22 protein-coding genes are annotated in these 20,072 nt (G+C 30.9%); 13 read left to right on the top strand and 9 right to left on the bottom strand.

Annotation, left to right across the window (positions count from 1 at the left end):
* The first annotated feature begins 32 nt into the window (after nucleotides 1-32).
* From porV to AC2I98_RS03930, 3 genes are all read left to right on the top strand, one after another.
* A complete protein-coding gene (gene porV / locus AC2I98_RS03940; protein ID WP_486413328.1) occupies nucleotides 33-1,241 on the top strand; it encodes a type IX secretion system outer membrane channel protein PorV in 1,209 nt (402 codons plus the stop codon).
* 126 nt (nucleotides 1,242-1,367) lie between these two features.
* Nucleotides 1,368-2,273 carry a pirin family protein gene (locus tag AC2I98_RS03935; protein ID WP_486413327.1) on the top strand — a complete coding sequence of 302 codons (906 nt, stop codon included), beginning with the start codon at nucleotides 1,368-1,370 and terminating at the stop codon, nucleotides 2,271-2,273.
* A 5-nt stretch (nucleotides 2,274-2,278) separates the two neighbouring features.
* Nucleotides 2,279-2,680: an OsmC family protein gene (locus tag AC2I98_RS03930; RefSeq protein ID WP_486413326.1), complete on the top strand. Its 402-nt coding sequence runs from the start codon at nucleotides 2,279-2,281 to the stop codon at nucleotides 2,678-2,680.
* Between the two features lie 49 nt (nucleotides 2,681-2,729).
* Here AC2I98_RS03930 and AC2I98_RS03925 read toward each other — a convergent pair whose 3' ends face one another.
* The 3 genes from AC2I98_RS03925 to AC2I98_RS03915 form a co-directional block, all read right to left on the bottom strand.
* Nucleotides 2,730-3,632 (bottom strand): polysaccharide deacetylase family protein, encoded by a 903-nt coding sequence (locus AC2I98_RS03925; protein WP_486413325.1) that lies wholly within the window; start codon nucleotides 3,630-3,632, stop codon nucleotides 2,730-2,732.
* A 78-nt stretch (nucleotides 3,633-3,710) separates the two neighbouring features.
* Nucleotides 3,711-4,526, bottom strand: coding sequence for an HAD family hydrolase (locus tag AC2I98_RS03920; RefSeq protein WP_486413324.1), 816 nt, complete (start codon nucleotides 4,524-4,526; stop codon nucleotides 3,711-3,713).
* 49 nt (nucleotides 4,527-4,575) lie between these two features.
* Nucleotides 4,576-5,382 (bottom strand): TerC family protein, encoded by an 807-nt coding sequence (locus AC2I98_RS03915; RefSeq protein ID WP_486413323.1) that lies wholly within the window; start codon nucleotides 5,380-5,382, stop codon nucleotides 4,576-4,578.
* Between the two features lie 171 nt (nucleotides 5,383-5,553).
* Here AC2I98_RS03915 and AC2I98_RS03910 point away from each other — a divergent pair, with 171 nt between their 5' ends.
* The 6 genes from AC2I98_RS03910 (at nucleotide 5,554) to AC2I98_RS03885 (ending at nucleotide 10,835) form a co-directional block, all read left to right on the top strand.
* Nucleotides 5,554-6,429 carry a DMT family transporter gene (locus tag AC2I98_RS03910; protein WP_486413322.1) on the top strand — a complete coding sequence of 292 codons (876 nt, stop codon included), beginning with the start codon at nucleotides 5,554-5,556 and terminating at the stop codon, nucleotides 6,427-6,429.
* A gap of 84 nt (nucleotides 6,430-6,513) precedes the next feature.
* Entirely contained in the window at nucleotides 6,514-7,527 is a 1,014-nt protein-coding gene (locus tag AC2I98_RS03905; RefSeq protein ID WP_486413321.1) for a beta-ketoacyl-ACP synthase III, read from the top strand.
* 291 nt (nucleotides 7,528-7,818) lie between these two features.
* On the top strand, nucleotides 7,819-9,219 hold the full coding sequence (gene lpdA / locus AC2I98_RS03900; protein ID WP_486413320.1) for a dihydrolipoyl dehydrogenase: 1,401 nt from the start codon (nucleotides 7,819-7,821) through the stop codon (nucleotides 9,217-9,219).
* A gap of 80 nt (nucleotides 9,220-9,299) precedes the next feature.
* Nucleotides 9,300-9,425 carry a hypothetical protein gene (locus AC2I98_RS03895; RefSeq protein ID WP_486413319.1) on the top strand — a complete coding sequence of 42 codons (126 nt, stop codon included), beginning with the start codon at nucleotides 9,300-9,302 and terminating at the stop codon, nucleotides 9,423-9,425.
* Between the two features lie 47 nt (nucleotides 9,426-9,472).
* Complete coding sequence (locus tag AC2I98_RS03890; protein ID WP_486413318.1) at nucleotides 9,473-10,171, top strand: pseudouridine synthase; 699 nt, start codon at nucleotides 9,473-9,475, stop codon at nucleotides 10,169-10,171.
* A 70-nt stretch (nucleotides 10,172-10,241) separates the two neighbouring features.
* Nucleotides 10,242-10,835: a hypothetical protein gene (locus AC2I98_RS03885; RefSeq protein WP_486413317.1), complete on the top strand. Its 594-nt coding sequence runs from the start codon at nucleotides 10,242-10,244 to the stop codon at nucleotides 10,833-10,835.
* Nucleotides 10,836-10,873: 38 nt separating this feature from the next.
* Here AC2I98_RS03885 and AC2I98_RS03880 read toward each other — a convergent pair whose 3' ends face one another.
* The 5 genes from AC2I98_RS03880 to AC2I98_RS03860 form a co-directional block, all read right to left on the bottom strand.
* A complete protein-coding gene (locus AC2I98_RS03880; RefSeq protein WP_486413316.1) occupies nucleotides 10,874-11,581 on the bottom strand; it encodes a ZIP family metal transporter in 708 nt (235 codons plus the stop codon).
* Nucleotides 11,581-12,327 carry a class I SAM-dependent methyltransferase gene (locus tag AC2I98_RS03875; RefSeq protein ID WP_486413315.1) on the bottom strand — a complete coding sequence of 249 codons (747 nt, stop codon included), beginning with the start codon at nucleotides 12,325-12,327 and terminating at the stop codon, nucleotides 11,581-11,583. Before AC2I98_RS03875 ends, AC2I98_RS03880 begins: the two co-directional genes overlap by 1 nt.
* Entirely contained in the window at nucleotides 12,315-12,695 is a 381-nt protein-coding gene (locus AC2I98_RS03870) for a Fur family transcriptional regulator (RefSeq protein ID WP_486413314.1), read from the bottom strand. The genes AC2I98_RS03875 and AC2I98_RS03870 overlap by 13 nt, the downstream gene beginning before the upstream one ends.
* A gap of 128 nt (nucleotides 12,696-12,823) precedes the next feature.
* Nucleotides 12,824-14,605 (bottom strand): aminopeptidase P family N-terminal domain-containing protein, encoded by a 1,782-nt coding sequence (locus AC2I98_RS03865; protein ID WP_486413313.1) that lies wholly within the window; start codon nucleotides 14,603-14,605, stop codon nucleotides 12,824-12,826.
* 74 nt (nucleotides 14,606-14,679) lie between these two features.
* The gene (locus tag AC2I98_RS03860; RefSeq protein WP_486413312.1) at nucleotides 14,680-15,450 is read right to left on the bottom strand and encodes a hypothetical protein; all 771 of its coding nucleotides are present in this window, start codon (nucleotides 15,448-15,450) and stop codon (nucleotides 14,680-14,682) included.
* Nucleotides 15,451-15,530: 80 nt separating this feature from the next.
* Between AC2I98_RS03860 and AC2I98_RS03855 the strand changes: the two genes are divergently transcribed.
* From AC2I98_RS03855 to rimO, 4 genes are all read left to right on the top strand, one after another.
* On the top strand, nucleotides 15,531-16,688 hold the full coding sequence (locus tag AC2I98_RS03855; RefSeq protein WP_486414058.1) for a THUMP domain-containing class I SAM-dependent RNA methyltransferase: 1,158 nt from the start codon (nucleotides 15,531-15,533) through the stop codon (nucleotides 16,686-16,688).
* Nucleotides 16,689-16,693: 5 nt separating this feature from the next.
* On the top strand, nucleotides 16,694-17,128 hold the full coding sequence (locus AC2I98_RS03850) for a DUF2750 domain-containing protein (RefSeq protein WP_486413311.1): 435 nt from the start codon (nucleotides 16,694-16,696) through the stop codon (nucleotides 17,126-17,128).
* A 6-nt stretch (nucleotides 17,129-17,134) separates the two neighbouring features.
* The gene (locus tag AC2I98_RS03845; RefSeq protein ID WP_486413310.1) at nucleotides 17,135-18,172 is read left to right on the top strand and encodes a glycosyltransferase family 2 protein; all 1,038 of its coding nucleotides are present in this window, start codon (nucleotides 17,135-17,137) and stop codon (nucleotides 18,170-18,172) included.
* A 344-nt stretch (nucleotides 18,173-18,516) separates the two neighbouring features.
* The gene (gene rimO / locus AC2I98_RS03840; RefSeq protein ID WP_486413309.1) at nucleotides 18,517-19,821 is read left to right on the top strand and encodes a 30S ribosomal protein S12 methylthiotransferase RimO; all 1,305 of its coding nucleotides are present in this window, start codon (nucleotides 18,517-18,519) and stop codon (nucleotides 19,819-19,821) included.
* Between the two features lie 52 nt (nucleotides 19,822-19,873).
* On the opposite strand, the gene AC2I98_RS03835 is transcribed toward rimO, so the two are convergent.
* Nucleotides 19,874-20,005: a hypothetical protein gene (locus AC2I98_RS03835; protein WP_486413308.1), complete on the bottom strand. Its 132-nt coding sequence runs from the start codon at nucleotides 20,003-20,005 to the stop codon at nucleotides 19,874-19,876.
* Nucleotides 20,006-20,072 lie beyond the last annotated feature (67 nt).

Below are 20,072 nucleotides of genomic sequence, written 5' to 3'. Positions count from 1 at the left end.
GAAAAATAAAAATATAATCAATAATAACACGAATGAAAAAAATAACCGCAAGCTTATTGATTTTAGCATCGGCTTTTACGTATGCTCAAGATACAGGAAATAATAATAGCTCAGATAATGACTATACAAAATCTAATCCAATTTTAACGGGTGCACCTTTCTTAAAAATTTCGCCAGATGCACGCGCTGGTGGTTTAGGAGATCAAGGGGTAGCAACTTCAGCAGATAACTATTCTCAGTATTGGAATGCTGCAAAATTTGCATTTGCGCAAGATTACTCTGGTGTAGCTTTCACCTATACACCTTACATGAATTCATTAACAAATGATGTTTTTTTATTAAATGCGTCTTACTATACATTTTTAGGTCAAGATGAACGCAGTACATTAGGAGCTAGTATCTACTATTTCAATATGGGTGAAATTCAATTAAATGAACTTGTCGGAACAGATGTTGTATCTACTGGTATGGCTAAGCCGAATGAGTTTTCGATTGATTTATCATACGGATTACGTTTAACAGATAATTACTCGATGGCGGTAACAGGTCGTTTTATTCGTTCAGATTTATTTAATGGTGTAAACGATGCAACTGTTCAACCAGCAAACACATTTGCAGTTGATTTAGCAGGTTACTACCAATCAGAAACGATGAGTACGAATAATTTTGAAGGTAAATTACGCGGAGGTTTCCAAATTTCTAACATTGGACCAAAATTAGATTATTCAAATTCAGAAGATAATGCTTCATATTTACCAACAACATTACGTTTAGGTATCGGATATGATTTCAAATTTGATGATTATAATAAAGTAGGTGTTACAACAGAGTTCTCTAAATTATTAGTTCCAACACCAACATATGAAAAAGATGAGAATGGTAATCCAATTCCTGGAACAGGTTATGTTCCAAATAAAGGAGTAATGGAAAGTATGTTTAGTTCTTTTGGTGATGCACCAGGTGGTGGAAAAGAAGAATTGAAAGAAATTATGTATTCTGTAGGTGCAGAATATTCATATAACGATGCTTTATTTATTCGTGCAGGTTATTTCCACGAAAGTCCAATGAAAGGTGATCGTCAGCACTTAACATTAGGTTTAGGACTTAAGTACAATGCTTTTGCATTTAATGCATCATATTTAATTCCAATGTCAGATACAAATAATGCTTTAGAAAATACATTACGTTTTGGTATTGCTTGGAATTTCGGAGGAGAAACTCAAAACAGTTACGATTACTAAAAATTGTTAATATAAAGTTATAAATTAGGTTAGCTATTGGCTAACCTTTTTTTATTTGTTAACTTAAATCAAGTTTTAAAACTATTTAGAAAGCTAAATTTACAAGAAATAAAAAAATGTATATCTATGTCTAATGTTGGATTAATTTTAGAAGAAAAAGCTGCTGATATTGGCAATTTTTTGGTAGGTAGATTATTACCTTTTCGTCAAAAAAGACATGTCGGACCATTTGTATTTATAGATCACATGGGACCAACAAAACTGAAAGATTATCAAAATCTTGATGTAGGTCCGCATCCACATATTGGTTTATCAACGTTAACGTATTTGTTCGAAGGATCAATTATGCATCGTGATAGTTTAGGAACTGAATTGGAGATAAAACCTGGTGCGGTGAATTGGATGACAGCTGGAAAAGGAGTTGTTCACTCAGAGCGTACGCCCGAATATCTACGTACAACAGACAAAACGCTTCATGGTTTACAAATTTGGGTGGCTTTGCCAAAAGAATTAGAGAATATGGATCCAAGTTTTGTACATGTTGATGCAGATAAGTTACCAACATGGTCTGATGGTAATGCAGATTATCGATTAATAGCTGGTAAATTTGGTGAATATACGTCTGGTGTCCCAGTTTATTCTCCGTTGTATTTTATCGAGATTAAAGCTAAAAATGATTTCAATGTTTCTTTAGGAAAAGATTTATATGGAGAATCAGCTTTATACGTTTTAGAAGGCTCTATAAAAGATGGAGGAGAAACTTACGGTACAAAACAATTATTGGTAGCAAAAGATGCTAAATTATGTGAGTTTGAAATAGCTGCTGGTTCTACAGTTTATATTTTTGGAGGTGAAGAATTACCAGAAGAACATTTTATATTTTGGAATTTTGTTAGTTCTTCAAGAGAAACTATCGAAAAAGCGAAAGAAGATTGGGTAAATCATCGTTTTCCAAAAGTTCCTGGTGATGATGATTATGTACCAATGCCTCAAGCACAAATAAATTCTAAAGTAAAAGGTAACGAAAATTAAAAATTATGAGTGATGTAAATGTTACGTCGACATCGACGGAAAAAAATTATATTTCAAAAATAAAAGCTGGAAAGCACGAGTTTACTGCTGACGAACCAATTGATAAAGGTGGGTTAGATACGGCTCCAAAACCAAGCGAATTATTAGGTGCTGCATTAGCATCTTGCACTTCTATTACCTTGCAAATGTATATGAATCATAAAGAATTTTCTTATAAAAAAGTTGAGGTAGATGTGAATTTTGATGTGAGTACTATTGAACCAATTACTTTTTATCGTCATGTCATAATCGAAGGTAATTTTGATGAAAAACAACAAACAAGATTATTAAAAGTTGCAAATTCTTGTCCAGTACATAAAGTATTAGACAAGGGGCATGAAATAGAAACGACAATAGAATTTGTTTAACATAAAAAAACCACTCAAATTTGAGTGGTTTTTTATTTGTATTTTTTATCTAGCTAATCCTGGTTGGATATCCAGAAATTCCTTCAATCACAATTTTAGGATTTCGTTTCAATAATACAATTAATTGTCTTAATTTTTCCGCATTATAATCTTCGTTAAACATATCATCGTGCATCAAGATAACTAAATGATTTTTTTCGAATGTTTTATTTTGATCTAAACGATGGACAATTCCTTCATAAATTTTTTCAGGTGAAGAAAGCTGATGTGTAGCCGATTTTTTTCCACTTCTTTCCCATTCATAATCCCAACCATAGATATAGTATTGATTTTTAGCTAATAAATCAGCCGCTGGAATTGCATTTTTTACGGGATCATCTTTCTTACGTTTATTTAGGCGCCAAGTATTACGAGCTGGTAAACGCACCCAACGTGAATGTATATCTAAAACAACTTCGTTTTTGCGTATATCCTCATAAACATGTTCTGGCATGCTGTAAAAAGCTTTGTATTTGTTGCGAGCATGAGAAAAAGTGTGATTCGCAATTTCTACATTTGGATTAGCTTTATAATCCTCTACATTTTGCTTCAATTCTTTTGTAAAAGCATTAAAACCAACTAAGAAAACTGTTCCTTTTACATTTTCTTCTGTTAAAATTTTATTGATATTTTTACTTCCCTTGTACGGTCCATCATCAAATGTTAAGTAAACATATTGTTTTGTAGAGTCGATAGGATTTTGTTTTGCATCCTTCGCAATAGTGTCTAATTGTAAAATAGAAGAGTCAACTTTTACGGTATAAACAGAATCGACATCATTTTGTAAAATCTCTTTTGGTTCTGTTATTGTAGATTGATTTTGGATTGGATTATTATCACTTTTACAAGAAAAAATGAAAAATAAAACACCAATTGCAAAAACATTTTTAAAATGTCTGTTAATCGTGAACATTAGTTATTTAGGTTTTGTGCGAAATTAATAATTTTATCTGATTTGCATGTTAAATAAATGATGTTATTTATCAGATTATTAAGTGTTTACGGTTTTTAATTGTTGTAAATATTTCTTAATCACTTGAATTACACCATCTTCATCATTTGAAGGAGCTGTAAAATTGGCTACAGCTTTTACATTTGGGTGAGCATTTTCCATTGCAAAACTATATTTAGCCAAATTTAGCATTTCCAAATCGTTCATAAAATCCCCAAAAACAATGATTTCTTCAGATGAAACGTCTAATTTATTCATCAATGCTTGAAGTGCAACTCCTTTGTTCGATTTTTCGTTCATCACGTCTAACCAAACTTCACCAGAAACAACTACTTTCAATCCGTATTTCTCAAAATCAACTAAATGTGGATAGACATTATGTTCAGTTCCTCCAACGTGATTAACGGCGATTTTAATAAATTGTTCGTTTTCTATTTTTGTTAAATCATCAACCCAAACACTTTTATCGTAATAGTTTTTGAAATAATTCAAAAATGTTTCATCATTTGATTCTACATAGGCTGCATTTTTTCCAGCTAAAACAATGTTTGCCCCGTCTATTTTTCGAACTTCTTCTATAATTTCCTTTACAACAATCCAATCTAATTCATCAACAAAGATTTCTTGCCCTTTGTTGGTTACATATGTTCCGTTTTCAGCGATAATAGCTAATTCATCTTTTATATTTTCAAAATAAGTGATGATACTGTAATATTGTCGTCCACTTGCAGGGACAAATGTGATGTTGTTTTCTTTTAATTCTTCGTAAATTTTATAGAATTCAGGACTTAATGAATGGTCTGAACGTAACAATGTTCCGTCCATATCTGTCACGATTAATTTTATATTTTGCATGGATATTAATTGAATAAAAAAGGTCTCATAATTGAGACCTTAAAGTTAGTTATAAATTTTTGTTTTGTTCTTCTGCGTCGCCAACCATATTTCGAATAACTCCAGGATTTGAATGTTTCTTCTTCATTTTCAAGTTCAAGAATTCAACTAATACAGAGAATCCCATTGCAAAATAAATGTATCCTTTCGAAATGTGTTGATCAAATCCTTCAGCTAATAACGAAACACCAATTAACAATAAGAATGATAAAGCTAACATTTTAACGGTTGGATGATCGTTAACAAATTTAGAAACAGCACTTGCTGAAAGCATCATTACTGCTACAGCTATTATTACTGCTGCAATCATTACTTCAATATGTTCTGCCATACCAACTGCTGTAATTACAGAGTCTAATGAGAAAACAATGTCTAATACTAAAATTTGAGCGATCGTTCCTGCGAAAGAATGTACTTTCACTTTTCCGTTACTTTCTTCAACACCTTCAATTTTGTGATGAATTTCTACTGTCGATTTATAAATTAAGAATAAACCTCCAATTAATAAGATTAAATCTCGTCCAGAAATTGCTAATTTATCTAACCATTCGGTAGATGTTACGCCAATCCATTCGCCAATGTTGAATAATGGTGTCGTAAGACTCATCACCCAGCTAAGAGAGAATAAAAGAATTACGCGAGTAAACATGGCTAAAAATAAGCCAAGTTGTTGTGCTTTTTTTTGTTGATGAGCAGGTAATTTCCCTGATAAAATAGAAATAAAAACAATATTGTCAATTCCTAAAACGATCTCCAACATTGTTAAAGTAAATAATGCAACTAAGGCATCTGGTTGTAAAAAAATACTAAAATCCATCGATTAATTTTGAAGTTCGAAAATACAACGAAGAATAATAATTAATCTTTGAGAGATAATTATTTGATGTTAATTTAACATTAGAACATATACAAAATTATTTACAGATTAAATCGGTTAATTCGCTTTACCAATATCGAATTAAATTCTACTTTTGCGAAAAAGCAAATAATGATTTCAAAAGTTCAACTTCGGTTGCAATTTCTTGTATTACTTTGGGGTTTTACAGGTATTTTCGGAAAATTAGTAACAATGAGTGCCTTGCCAATGGTTTGGTATCGTGTTTTAATTGCTGGAGTAGCCGTTTTTCTTTACATGAAATTCAGGAAAATGGATTTCAACGTTTCGAAAAAAGAATTGATGAAATTGTTAATGATTGGAGGAATTGTAGGTGTACATTGGTTTACATTTTATTTATCCATCAAGCTTTCTAATATTTCAATTGCATTAAGTACACTTTCCATGGGCGCACTTTTTAGTGCAATTTTAGAACCTATTTTTTTTAGAAGGAAAATTAATCTGCTCGAAATTATTTTAGCCGTTATTGTATCTGCCTGTGTTGCGGTTATTTTTAATGCTTCGCCAGACGATTATAAATTAGGAATAATTATAGGGATTTTGTGTAGTTTTTTATCTGCTTTGTTTGCCGTGCTAAATTCAACTTTACCGAAAACTTTACAACCGACAAAAGTTACTTTATTCGAAATGATTGGTGGGCTTATCGCACTTTCAGTAATAATGGTTGTTTTTCAACCCGAAGCAATAACTGAAGTAGTAAATATTAGTTGGTCAAATTTTGGTTGGTTAGCATTATTAGGAATAATTTTTACAGCTTTTGCACAAATTGAATCCGTTGATTTACTGAAACATGTTAGTGCTTTTACACTTATGTTGAATGTAAATTTGGAACCAGTTTATGGCATCATTTTGGCAAGTCTTATTTTTGGAGATTCAGAGCATATGACTCCTGTCTTTTATATTGCTACAGGCGTAATGGTGCTTTCTATCATTATGAATGGAATCTTGAAAACAAAATTTTCTAAATAATCTGTTGTCAAAAAGACGTATTTGTTTTAAGAAATGGTTATCATTTAATATCTTTGCTTCGATTGAAAAGTAAACCATAATCACATGATTCACTCTATTATTACAGGTGTTGGGCATTATGTACCCGAAAGAGTTGTTACAAACTTTGATTTAGCTAAGGTGATGGATACCAATGACGAATGGATTCAGGAACGTACGGGTATTGTTGAAAGAAGACATATCGAACCAGGTTCTAGGATTTCATCTACAGACTTAGGTGTTATTGCAGCTAAAAATGCGTTAGAAGATGCGGGCATCACTGCTCAAGATATAGATTTTATATTATTTGCAACTTTATCTCCTGATTACTATTTTCCAGGAAATGGTGTTTTGGTTCAGAAAGAATTAGGATGCCGTACAATTGGTGCAATGGATATTCGTAACCAATGTTCTGGCTTTGTTTATGCCTTATCAACTGCAGATGCTTTTATAAAAGCAGGTGTTTACAAAAATATTTTGGTAATTGGTGCAGAAGTACATTCATTTGGATTGGATATGTCTGACGAAGGTAGAGGTGTTTCAGTTATTTTTGGAGATGGAGCAGGAGCTGTAATTGTTTCGGCTTCAGAAGAAGAAGGACGTGGAATTCTATCAACAAACTTACATTCAGAAGGAGAATTTGCTGAAGAATTAGCAGTTACTTTTCCTGGGACAAAAACAGGTTGGTCGGACGAATTATTAAAAGAAGGTAATACGTTAACGAAAAAAGAGATTTATCCTTATATGAATGGGAATTATGTTTTTAAACATGCGGTAACTCGCTTTCCAGAATCAATTGTAGAAGCATTAACTGCAGCGAATAAAAAGCCAGAAGATTTAGATTTATTTATTCCGCATCAAGCCAATTTACGTATTTCTCAGTTTGTACAAAAACAATTAGGATTACCAGACGAAAAAGTTTACAATAACATTATGCGTTACGGAAATACAACAGCAGCGTCTATTCCGATTGCATTAAGTGAAGCGAAACAAGAAGGTAAGATCAAGAAAGGAGACTTAGTAATGATGACTGCTTTTGGAGCTGGATTTACATGGGGTTCTGTTTTGATGAACTGGTAATATATGTTAGAATTTAGATTTACAAATTTAAAATATAGAAAAACCCTTCACTGAAAAGTGAAGGGTTTTTTGGTTATATTTATTCATAAATTAGAAAAATTTGATACTAATAATAAATTCAATTTCTTGATTTCCCAATTAATTCATAATAAAGAATATCATAATAATTTAAAAATTGAATAACATTTTTCCTAACAAAATTCATTACAATTTTATAACGCAAATATATTCGAGATTGGTTATATTTGTAGAGTTTAAATTAATTATAATAATAAATCAAAATAAAACTATATGAGTTCTTATGATGTAGCCGTAATTGGTGCTGGACCTGGAGGATATGTTGCTGCAATCCGTTGTGCGCAATTAGGATTTAAAACAGCAATTATCGAGAAAGAAAGTTTAGGAGGTACATGTCTTAATGTAGGATGTATTCCGTCAAAGGCTTTATTAGATTCTTCTCACCACTATTACGATGCTGTAAATCACTTTAAAGAGCACGGAATCGATATTGATGCTCCAAAAGTAAACTTCACTCAAATGATTACTCGTAAAGTAGGTGTTGTAGATACTAACGTAGCTGGTATCAAATACTTGATGAGTAAAAATAATATTGATGTTTTAGAAGGTACAGGTGCTTTTAAAGATGCAACTCATATTTTAGTTACAGCTAAAGATGGTTCTACTCAAGAAATTGAAGCTAAAAATACAATTATCGCAACAGGATCAGTTTCTTCTGAATTACCATTTGCGCCAACAGATAAAACTCGTATCATCACTTCTACAGAAGCGTTAGCTTTAACTGAAGTTCCAAAACACTTAATCGTTATCGGTGGTGGTGTTATCGGATTAGAGTTAGGATCAGTTTATTTACGTTTAGGTTCTCAAGTAACAGTGGTAGAATATGCAGATCGTGTTATTCCAGGTATGGATGGTGCTTTGTCTAAAGAATTGACAAAAGTATTGAAAAAACAAGGAATGAAATTCCACACATCTACAGGTGTAACTTCTGTTGTAAATAACGGAAACGATGTTACATTAAAAGCTACTTCTAAAAAAGGAGAAGAAATTGAAATTATCGGAGATTACGCTTTAGTAGCTGTTGGTCGTCGTGCTTTCACAGGATCTTTAGGTTTAGAAAATGTAGGAGTAGAGGTTGACGAAAGAGGTCGTATCAAAACGAATGATCACTTACAAACAAATGTTTCTAACATTTATGCGATTGGTGATGTTGTTGCTGGTGCAATGTTAGCACACAAAGCAGAAGAAGAAGGTGTTTTAGTTGCTGAGCAATTAGCAGGTCAAAAACCTCATATCAACTATAACTTAATTCCTGGTGTTGTTTATACTTGGCCAGAGGTTGCAGGAGTTGGTAAAACAGAAGAGCAATTAAAAGAAGAAGGAGTAGAGTACAAAGTAGGTTCTTTCCCATTCAAAGCTTTAGGACGTGCTCGTGCATCTATGGATACAGATGGTTTTGCTAAAATTTTAGCTGACAAAAACACTGACGAAATCTTAGGAATGCATATTATTGGTGCTCGTGCTGCTGATTTAATTGCAGAAGGCGTTGTAGCAATGGAATTCCGTGCTTCAGCAGAGGATTTGACAAGAATGTCTCATGCTCACCCAACATTCTCAGAGGCGATCAAAGAAGCTGCTTTAGCTGCTACAGACAATCGTCCAATTCACGCTTAATCAATAGATTTAAGATAAATTCTAAAAAGCTGTTCGTAAGAGCAGCTTTTTTTTTATTTTTAACTATTAAATAGAATAATATGGAAAATTTGATAGCAATTTTCAAAACACATTGGGATACAATATTAATTACAGTTTTATCAATTGTAATTTTCTTTTTAGTTTTTAGATCGAAAGCAAGAAAAGATAAGTATAGAAATAATTAATATAAAAAGAGATTCATTTTTTATGATTCTCTTTTTATTTTTGTCAAATGTTAGAAATTCTTTACCAAGACGAATATATTATCGCCATAAACAAACCAAGTGGTTTGTTGGTTCATAAATCTTTTTACGCTCGAGATGCCTCAGTTTTTGCGGTTCAGGAATTACGTAATCAAATAGGAGGACAACATGTTTATCCCATTCATCGTTTAGACCGAAAAACGTCTGGCGTTCTTTTATTTGCGTTGGATAAAGAAAGTTTAAGAATAATGAATGATCGTTTTGCAACGCGAGAAGTTGAGAAAAAATACTTGGCTATTTTGCGTGGTTGGTCGCCAGAAGAAATGACAATTGACTATGATTTAACCAATGATGATGGAGTGAAACAAAATGCAATTACCTATTTTAAGTGTTTACAAACTGCCGAAATTGATTTGGAATATAATAATCATCCAACTTCACGTTATTGTATGGTAGAAGCTATTCCAGAAACTGGACGAATGCATCAATTGCGCAAGCACTTTCGTCATATATTTCATCCAATTTTAGGAAGTCGTCCACATGGATGTAACAAACAGAATAAATTGTGGTTAGAAAATTTTGGATTGAAAGGAATGATGCTTCATGCCCATGAATTAGTGTTTAATCATCCTATTACAAATGAAAAAATTACGCTAAATGCTAAAGTAAACGATGAATTTACTAAAGTAGGAGAAATTTTGAAATTAGATTTGAAAAAATACCTATAAATAGGGAGTGTTAAATTATTGAATTTGAATGTTATATTTCATAAATTTGAGGAACTAAAAAACCTTGCTTATGAAATATTATTTTTACTCACTTTTTACACTTTTTGTCTTTTTTAATTGTAACGAAAATAAACCAGAAGTAAACCAATTAACAACGCAAGAGCTTTCCGAAACAAAAGAGTTTAAGGAAGCTTCATCAGAAAAAAAACAGTTATTTTCTGAAATTAAAGCGTTTCAAAAGGATTTACAAAGTAAAGAATCACACAAAATTCCAGATTATTTAGATTGTCCAAAACGAGTAGAGGAATTGGATTTGAGTACGAAAAACACTACAATTAGAACAGATGTTGAATCAAATTCTTTTCGATTATCTACAAATTTAGTGACAGATAATTTTGATTTAATTTACAATGAATTAGATTTAAATATTATTAATGAAGCAATAAAATCAATTCCTGAAACTGAGTTTTTAGCAAATGATAATGTTTCGACAAATGTAACTATTGGTGAGTGTGAATATCATACTTCAATTTCGATGATGAATAAAGAAGTCGAATTTAATATTAAATCTTCGACACCAAAAAATGAATGTAAAAAAGATCAAAAATGGAAATTTGTTTCGAATGGAGAAATTCTTGTTTTAGATCATCGAAAAATGTTATAAAATATAAAAAGCAACTTTATAAAGTTGCTTTTTATATTTTAATGCGAATGCATATGCATAGAAACGGTGAGATAAGCTAAGATAAATCCAATTAATATAGAAGCAAACTTCTGAAGATTGAATTTATGTCCTTCGTTACTTTCAAACAAAATGACAGTTGAAATATGTAAAAATATTCCCGAAACGATTGCACTCATTTCTAATGAATAGTTAGAAATAATCGTATGTTTTCCTAAGAAATAACCCATAGGAGCTGCTAGAGCAAACAATGCCATAAAGAGAAAGCGTTTTCCAATAGAATCTGTATGTTGACATAAAGCGCTAAATAAAATCATCGAAACTGGAATATTATGAACAAAAATTGCCCACATAAAATCGTGTGATTCGGCATTAGCTACAGGAATTCCTTCGATAATAGAGTGGAGAAATAATCCGCTAAAAATTCCGAATGGAAACTGCTCTTTTTTATGTAAATGAATATGTCCATGTTCAACTCCTTTGCTAATTGTTTCTAAAATATATTGTACAACAACTCCCAACAAAACAAATAAACCAATCGAATGATGGCTATGATTTTCGGATGGATGTCCATAAACCTGTGGCAATATTTCTAAAACGGTCATCGCTAAGAAATAAGCACCACTAAAGGTTAGTAATAGTTTTGAGTTGTGTTTGTTTTTGAGTAATATTCGAGAAAATAATACGCCAATTAAAACACTAGAAATTAAGATTAAACTTTCTTTCATTATTTATTTAATACTAAAATTAATCGGTCAGATGTTTGTTCATCAAAAGCATCCAAATTATAATTTCCAAATACTTTATCTAAAACAAAACCTTCTGCATCTACTATTTTTTTGAAATCATTGAAATAAATCAATCGAACATATTCTTCGAAATGAAAAGTTTCACCTTTGTCTTCAAAATCAATTTCTTTTTTAACAAATCCATTTTCTACTGATTTTGTAATTTTAAATAAAATTCCGTCGATTACTTTCTCTTCATAAGGAATCATTTGAGAAACAACTTTTTCTGCATTCAAATAGTCTAATACAAATATTCCATGCGATTTTATTTGCTGTTTTACGGCTTCAAAAACCTTAAAGTTATCGTCGTAACTTTCGAAATATCCAAAACTTGTAAAGAGATTGAAAACTGCGTCAAATTCGTTTGAATGATAAACTTCGCGCATATCATGAACTTCGAATTTTAAATGTTCATTTTCAAATTGTTTCGCATAAGAAATACTCGCTTCTGCCAAATCTATTCCCAAAACATCAAAACCTAATTTATTTAATGTAATAGAATGTCGACCTTTTCCACAAGCTAAATCTAATACTTTTGCATGTTGCGGAAGCTGTAAATATTTGGTAATTTTTTGAATAAAATCTTCAGCTTCTGTTAAGCTTCTGTTTTTGTATAAAATATGATAATATGGCGAGTTAAACCATTTTACAAACCATTGTAAATCCATTGTTGTTATTTTTGGCAATTTGGGCAAGTTCCTGTGATGACGCAATTACAATCTTGCATCGAAAAACCTTCGGGTAAATTAATTTTAATTTCTTCTTTTAAGCAAATCAGCTGATTACAAGTTGTGCAACGAAAATGAAAATGATCGTGATGATGCTGTGTGTGTTCACAAGATGTTTTGCACATGGCAAAATAGTTTACACCATCATCGCCAATAACTTTGTGCATCATTCCGTCTTTGCAAAAATTGTTCAGAATGCGATAAATAGTCGCTCTGTCCATTTTTCCTTGTAATTGCGTCTCTATTTGTTCTTGGTTCAATGCAGTAGAACACGAATTGAACAAATCTATAACCGCTTGTTTAGTTGGTGTATTTCGTCGTTTCATTTCTTAATGCAAATATGTTGCAATAATACAATTTTTATGCGAAATAAAAAATCCTATTCGCAGTGAATAGGATTTATTTTATATGATTCTGAAACGAGTTCAGAATGATGTATAATTTTTTGAATTAATTACTTCGTAATCGCTTCACATTTCTTATTTAACCAAGTTAATTCGGTTTCGTTTAAATAAGGTTTTAAATTTTCGAAAACAAATTGATGATAGTTATTTAACCACTCAATTTCTTGAGCTGTCATCAAGTTAATGTCAATTAATTTTGTATCTATAGGAGAAATTGTAATTGTCTCGAATTTTAAGAAATCTCCAAATTGAGTTGACATTGCTGGTTGAATAACCATTAGATTTTCGATTCGAATACCATATTCACCATCGCGATATAAACCAGGCTCGTTAGAAAGAACCATTCCAACTTTCAGAGGTGTTAAATTCTCTTCTAAACGAATACTTTGTGGTCCTTCGTGTACACACAAGAAATGTCCAACACCATGTCCAGTTCCATGACCGTAGTTGAAACCATATTCCCAAAGCGCTTTACGCGATAAGACATCTAACAAAGAACCACGAGAATTAACAGGGAAAACAGCTTCTGATAAAGCTATCATACCTTTTAAAACCAATGTATAATCAATTTTTTGTTGTTCAGTTGGTTCACCTAAAATCAATGTACGTGTGATATCGGTAGTTCCTTCTAAGAATTGCGCACCAGAATCAATCAATAACATTTCTTCTTTTCCTAATGTATATGCAGATTCTGGTGTTGCAGAATAATGGTTCATTGCACCGTGATCGGCATATCCACAAATAGTTCCGAAACTTGCGCCTTTGAAATTTTCTTGCTCAGATCTTAGTTCAATTAATTTATCAGCAACTGTAACTTCGTTAATATTTTGGTCAATATTTTCTTCTAACCACATGAAAAATTTCGTCAAAGCAACTCCATCTTTTACCATTGCTTTACGGAAACCATCAATTTCAATTTCATTTTTTAATGATTTTAGATTGGTAACAATAGAAGTCGCTAATTTGATTGTAGAAGATGAAGGAATAGCTTCGTAAAGTGATTGATTAATACGATTTCCGTCAACTAAAACGTGCGATTTTTCATCTAAATTGTTTAGATAATTATAAATATCTAAATATGATTTTATCGTAACACCTTCATTTGCTAAAGCAGTTTGTGTTTCAGTAGTTACTTTAGCTTCATCAATAAATAAATAAGCATTTTCTGTATCAACAGCTGCATAAGAAATTGTTAATGGATTATAATTAACATCATTTCCGCGAATATTGAATAACCACGCAATTTCGTCCAACGAATTCATGAAATAAACATTTGTATTTGCTTTTTTCATTTCATTACGTACTTCCGAAATTTTATCTGCTGTAGATTTTCCTGCAAATTTTACATCGTAAATATAAAATGGATTTTGAGGTAATTCAGTACGATTTTTCCAAGTTAAATCAATCAAATCAATTGATTTGACAGTAAGTTGATTGAATGTAAATTCATTCTCTGTTTCTACAAATGCATTATGCGCAAACATTTGAGGATTAAGACCTACAACTTCTCCTTGTTTTAATTGAGAAATAATCCATTCGTTGATAGAAGGTGTTTCGGGCATTCTCATTTTCATCAATTCGATAGTTGTATCCTTCAATTGATCTTCTGCCTGAATAAAATATCTCGAATCTGTCCAAACAGCTGCTTTATCTAAAGTAACAACAGCCGTACCAGCTGTTCCATTGAAAGCTGAAATCCATTCGCGCTCTTTCCAATGTTGTGGTAAATATTCGCTTCCATGAGGATCTGTACCAGGAATAATAGTTGCGCTAACCCTATTTTGTTTCATAACTTCTCTCAAAGCTGAAAGACGATCTGTGATTTTTTCCATTTTATATATTTCTAAAATTAACTCTTTATTAGAGTCGAAAGGTACGAAGAATAGGAAATTTGAAGAATAAAATTTTATTTAAAATTTATAATAATTGATTGAAATTGGTTTATTAAATCTTGATTTTTAGATTTAAAAATTTCATCTTTTAGTTGAGTCATTTTTTCTTGATTTTTTGTAGAAAAGTAATATTCATATAATTGAATAATGATATCAAGGTTATTGGGGAATTTTTTTCGTCCTTTTTCTAAACTTTCAATTGCTAAATTTCCTTTTCCTAATTTGTTTTGTACCCAAGCTTTAATTAAGTATTGATCAGATGTATTTGGTAAATAAGTTTCAAATAATTTTACAACAACTTCTAAATAATATTCATCATTATTGTTTTTTATTGGTGCCATAAATTTAATATACGGATAGAAAGTTTTTAATAATATTTGACTATCAGCTTTATTAGTATCAGTTAAATTACACCAATTGTTCTTATTATTTTTAGCTTGAATCAATATAGCTTCAGATTCTTTTATAAAATTATCATACATATTCGAAATAAAATAGAAATAGGTTTTCGTTGTATAATAATCGATTCTATTAGGATTATTCTTTATTAGTTTATCAGAATTGATTAATATTTTTTGTATGCTTTTTACATTAGCATTTATATAATTAGGATCTATTTTGTTGTCATTTTTAAAATCTGATGATAAATCTTGATCATTTATTATTTTGTTTAAAATATTTCTTGTTTCATTAATATAATAATCAACACTATCTTGAGGTAATTTAGTTTGAGCTTTTACAAAAAAAATATTTCCAATAAATAAGAGAGTAAATAATAATTTCATATATTCTATTAATTTAACTTCAAATATAATTATTCTAACTTCTCAATTTCTTTTATTTCCCGTACTTTTGTAAAAATTTTATTTCCTTGGAAAATTTCAGAATGATTGCGAAAACCTTTTTTGGTTTCGAAGATATATTAGCGCAAGAATTAAAAGCGTTGGGTGCAGCAGATGTTAAAGTTCAAAACCGAATGGTTGAATTTAATGGCGATTTAGGTTTTATGTACAAAGCCAATTATAGTTTGCGCACTGCACTTCGCATACAGAAACCAATTCTTACATTTTCTGCGAAAAATGATCTTCAATTGTACGAAAAATTCAAGAAATTCCATTGGGAAAATTATTTGAATGTCGATCAAACTTTCATGATTGACCCAACTGTTTTTTCAGATTATTTTACGCATTCGCATTATGCAGCTTTAAAAGTAAAAGATGCTATCGTAGATCGATTTAAAGAAAAAGATGGTCGTCGTCCAAGTATCGATAAAGATTTTCCAGATGTGCGTTTTAACTTACATATTTCGCATGATAAAATTACGTTGTCATTAGATTCTTCTGGAGATTCTTTGCACAAACGTGGTTATCGTGAAGAAACAGGACCAGCACCAATTAACGAAGTTTTAGCAGCAGGTTTGTTGTTGCAAGCAGGTTATGATGGAAAAGGGAATTACCTTGATCCGATGTGTGGTTCGGGAACAATGTTAATTGAAGCAGCAATGATCGCGAATAATATTCCGCCGCAAATTCACCGTAAGCATTTTGCTTTTCAGAATTGGCCAGATTATGATGAAACTTTGTTTACACAAATTCGTAACACACGTCTAAATCGTATCAAAGAATCTGAATATAAAATTGTTGGATACGAAATTTCTCCAATGATGGTCAAAATTGCTCAAGCGAATGTTAAGTCAGCTGATTTAGAAGATTTCATAGAAGTAAGAACGCAAGACTTTTTTACATCTAAGAAAGAATTATTCCCAGTTTTATTGGTTTTCAATCCGCCTTATGATGAGCGTATCGAAAATAATAATCAAGAATTTTACAAACAAATTGGAGATACTTTAAAATCGAGTTATCCAAATACATTGGCGTGGTTCATCACATCAGATTTACAAGCCAAAAAATATGTCGGTTTACGTCCTTCGAAAAAAGTAAAAGTGTTTAACGGTAAGTTAGAATGCGACTTTTTACAATACGAAATGTATGAAGGAAGTAAGAAAGCTAAAAATCAAAATTAAGAGAAGTGAATCAATTTATAAAAGAAATTTGTCAAGATCAAAAAGTATATCTTTTAACTTCGGAAGAAGGTTTTGCTGTTTCGTATTCAGAGGAATTTGAGTACGAAGATGGCTCTAATTTGGAGGTTATTTGTTTTTGGTCGAATACAGATTTAGCTGAAAAAGCGAAACAAAATCAATGGGCAAATCATAAAATTGATTCAATAGATTTGAATACTTTTTTAGAAGAATGGTTGTTCGGAATGATTGAAGAGGTTTCTTTAGTTGGAATTAATTTTGATGAAACACCGAAAGGAGAGGAGCAAAGTCCATTGGATACAATTTTGGCTATTGTTCATGAATTGAATCAATCAAAATCTACTTTCAAAACGAATCATTTTAAGGATTTGAACGAAATCCAGAAAGTAACTTTAGAATTGAAAGAATCATTCAATCAATAATTTATTTTGGAAAAAGAAGATTTAAAACTTTCGATAATTATTGCCGTTTACGAACGTCAAGATGAATTGACAGAATTATTGTCAAGTTTAACAAAACAAACGGATAAATCATTCGAAATTATTATTGTAGACGATGGCTCTAAAAATAAATTGGATGCGGTTTGTACTAAATTTGATACTCAATTAGATCTTCATTATTATTACAAAACAAATTCGGGACCTGGGAAATCTAGAAATTATGGTATGGAAAAAGCGAATGGAAATTATTTCATTTTCTTAGATTCTGATACCATTATTCCATCAACTTATATTGAATCTGTAAAAAACGAATTGACAACTAATTTTGTTGATGCTTTTGGTGGTCCTGATGATGCGGACGATTCGTTTACAGATTTACAAAAAGCAATTACATTTTCGATGACTTCTTTTTTAACAACTGGAGGAATTAGAGGTGGAAAAAAACAAATTGGTAAATTTCAACCTCGTAGTTTTAATATGGGAATTTCTCGAAAAGCATACGAAAAAACAGGTGGTTTTGCAGATTTGCGTGTTGGAGAAGATCCAGATTTATCGATGCGTTTGTGGGAAAATAGTTTTGATACAAGATTGTTTCAAGATTCTAAGGTTATTCATAAGCGTAGAACGTCGTTAAAAAAATTCGCTAAGCAAGTATATCAATTTGGCGTTGCACGACCAATTCTAAATCAACGTCATCCAAATTATATCAAACCAACTTTTTGGTTTCCAAGTTTATTTTTTGTAGGAACATTAGTTGCTTTCCTATTTTTGTTGATGAGCTTTGTTTTTCCTAAAGAACAGTTTATGCTACAAATTCCTTTTGTTTTGTGGTTAATTTATATGTTTTTGATTTTTATATTCTCAACAATAAGATTTAAATCTGCGTTTGTAGGCTTGTTGTCAATTCAAACTACTTTAATCCAGTTTTTTAACTATGGATACGGTTTTTTAGAAAGTCAATTTAAGTTAAATATTCTCAAACGAAATCCTAAAAAGGCTTTTCCAAGTCATTTTCATATTGAATAAAAAAATAAAGGTCAAGAGAAATCTTGACCTTTTACAATTAAAAGCATCTTACTTAGAATTGTTAACTTAAAATACTAATACATTCAAATTTAACAATTTTAATTTAAAAAGGTATCATAAATAGTGTGTAATATTTTGTTAATCAATAGTTTATATTAAATTGATTCCGTGTTTTTTAATTGATATCTCATTATTTTCTGTTATATATTAATATTTAGGAAATATTTCTGTAGAATTGAATAATTGCGTGATATTTTTTATTTTAACTATTTATATTAGTTCCACTCAATCTTTTGGTTAGTTCTCTCAAATATTTCGTAATTTTGCAGACTTAAATTAGAGTAATGCGTACAAAATCGACTGGGAAAAAGAAAATTAATGTAATTACGTTAGGATGTTCTAAAAATGTTTACGATTCTGAGGTGTTAATGGGACAATTGAAAGCCAATGGTAAAGAAGTTGTACATGAGCAAACTGGAGAGATTGTAGTGATTAACACTTGTGGTTTCATTGATAATGCAAAGGAAGAGAGTGTTGATACAATTTTAGATTACGTGCAACGTAAAGAAGATGGTTTGGTAGAAAAAGTTTTCGTGACTGGATGTTTGTCAGAGCGATACAAACCAGATTTAATTGAGCAAATTCCTAATGTTGATCAATATTTTGGGACGCGCGAATTACCATTGTTATTAAAAGCTTTAGGAGCAGATTATAAACATGAATTAGTTGGTGAACGTTTAACGACAACGCCACGTCATTATGCTTATCTTAAAATTGCAGAAGGTTGTGATCGTCCTTGTTCTTTCTGTGCAATTCCTTTGATGCGTGGAGGAAATGTTTCTCGTCCAATCGAAGATTTAGTAACAGAGGCGACTAAATTGGCTAAAAATGGAACAAAAGAGTTAATTTTGATTGCACAAGATTTAACGTATTATGGTTTAGATATCTATAAAAAACGTGAATTAGCGTCATTATTAAAGGAATTAGTAAAAATAGAAGGTATCGAATGGATTCGCTTACATTATGCATTTCCAGCTGGTTTTCCAGAAGATGTTTTGGATGTAATTCGTGAAGAGCCTAAAGTTTGTAATTATATTGATATTCCGTTACAACATATTTCAACAAAATTATTAAAATCAATGCGTCGTGGTACAACACACGAAAAAACGAATGCTTTATTAGACGCAATGCGTACAAAAGTTCCTGATATGGCGATTCGTACAACATTGATTTGTGGATATCCAGGCGAAACAGAAGAAGATTTTCAGGAAATGAAAGCTTGGGTACAAGAGCAAAAATTTGATCGTTTGGGATGTTTTACTTATTCACACGAAGAAAATACGCATGCGTATAATTTAGAAGATGATGTACCAGAGGAAGTAAAACAACAACGTGTTGAAGAAATTATGGAAATTCAATCTCAAATTTCGTATGATTTGAATCAAGAAAAAATTGGAAAACAATTTAGAGTGATGATTGATCGTAAAGAAGGAGATAACTTTATAGGACGTACAGAATATGATTCTCCAGATGTTGATAATGAAGTTTTGATTTCTGCAATTGATACCTATTTACCAGTTGGTGATTTTGTTAATGTAGAAATTATTGAAGCATATGAATTCGATTTAATTGGTAAAGTGATTGATTAATCAATTCGAGATAAAAACAAAAAACCACTCAATTTGAGTGGTTTTTTTATGTTTAGTTTTTAGCGTTATTGCGACGTTTCTTTTTTAAACGATTGGTACGAACTAAATTTTTATGTTTTGGATCTTTTAATTTGTCCACTAAAACTTGTAAATGATTTTCTTCTTTTTTTGCTTTCTTAGCCATTTTTCTTGGTTTTAAATTTAATTTAAATTAATCATTATTTTTCAAGTTTTCAAATTTAAAGTTTTAA

It is taken from the genome of Empedobacter sp. EJD.6dd (genome assembly GCF_057369435.1).
This window is presented reverse-complemented; position numbering and strand designations above follow the sequence as displayed.

Bases quoted from the DNA above. Each gene is read 5' to 3' on its own strand.
- rimO (WP_486413309.1), top strand. From the start codon at position 18,517: ATGCGTACAAAATCGACTGGGAAAAAGAAAATTAATGTAATTACGTTA.
- AC2I98_RS03925 (WP_486413325.1), bottom strand. From the start codon at position 3,632: ATGTTCACGATTAACAGACATTTTAAAAATGTTTTTGCAATTGGTGTT.
- AC2I98_RS03895 (WP_486413319.1), top strand. From the start codon at position 9,300: ATGGAAAATTTGATAGCAATTTTCAAAACACATTGGGATACAATATTA.
- AC2I98_RS03935 (WP_486413327.1), top strand. From the start codon at position 1,368: ATGTCTAATGTTGGATTAATTTTAGAAGAAAAAGCTGCTGATATTGGC.
- AC2I98_RS03885 (WP_486413317.1), top strand. From the start codon at position 10,242: ATGAAATATTATTTTTACTCACTTTTTACACTTTTTGTCTTTTTTAAT.
- AC2I98_RS03890 (WP_486413318.1), top strand. From the start codon at position 9,473: ATGTTAGAAATTCTTTACCAAGACGAATATATTATCGCCATAAACAAA.
- AC2I98_RS03835 (WP_486413308.1), bottom strand. From the start codon at position 20,005: ATGGCTAAGAAAGCAAAAAAAGAAGAAAATCATTTACAAGTTTTAGTG.
- porV (WP_486413328.1), top strand. From the start codon at position 33: ATGAAAAAAATAACCGCAAGCTTATTGATTTTAGCATCGGCTTTTACG.
- AC2I98_RS03870 (WP_486413314.1), bottom strand. From the start codon at position 12,695: ATGAAACGACGAAATACACCAACTAAACAAGCGGTTATAGATTTGTTC.
- AC2I98_RS03880 (WP_486413316.1), bottom strand. From the start codon at position 11,581: ATGAAAGAAAGTTTAATCTTAATTTCTAGTGTTTTAATTGGCGTATTA.
- AC2I98_RS03905 (WP_486413321.1), top strand. From the start codon at position 6,514: ATGATTCACTCTATTATTACAGGTGTTGGGCATTATGTACCCGAAAGA.
- AC2I98_RS03915 (WP_486413323.1), bottom strand. From the start codon at position 5,382: ATGGATTTTAGTATTTTTTTACAACCAGATGCCTTAGTTGCATTATTT.
- AC2I98_RS03860 (WP_486413312.1), bottom strand. From the start codon at position 15,450: ATGAAATTATTATTTACTCTCTTATTTATTGGAAATATTTTTTTTGTA.
- AC2I98_RS03865 (WP_486413313.1), bottom strand. From the start codon at position 14,605: ATGGAAAAAATCACAGATCGTCTTTCAGCTTTGAGAGAAGTTATGAAA.
- AC2I98_RS03930 (WP_486413326.1), top strand. From the start codon at position 2,279: ATGAGTGATGTAAATGTTACGTCGACATCGACGGAAAAAAATTATATT.
- AC2I98_RS03910 (WP_486413322.1), top strand. From the start codon at position 5,554: ATGATTTCAAAAGTTCAACTTCGGTTGCAATTTCTTGTATTACTTTGG.
- AC2I98_RS03920 (WP_486413324.1), bottom strand. From the start codon at position 4,526: ATGCAAAATATAAAATTAATCGTGACAGATATGGACGGAACATTGTTA.
- lpdA (WP_486413320.1), top strand. From the start codon at position 7,819: ATGAGTTCTTATGATGTAGCCGTAATTGGTGCTGGACCTGGAGGATAT.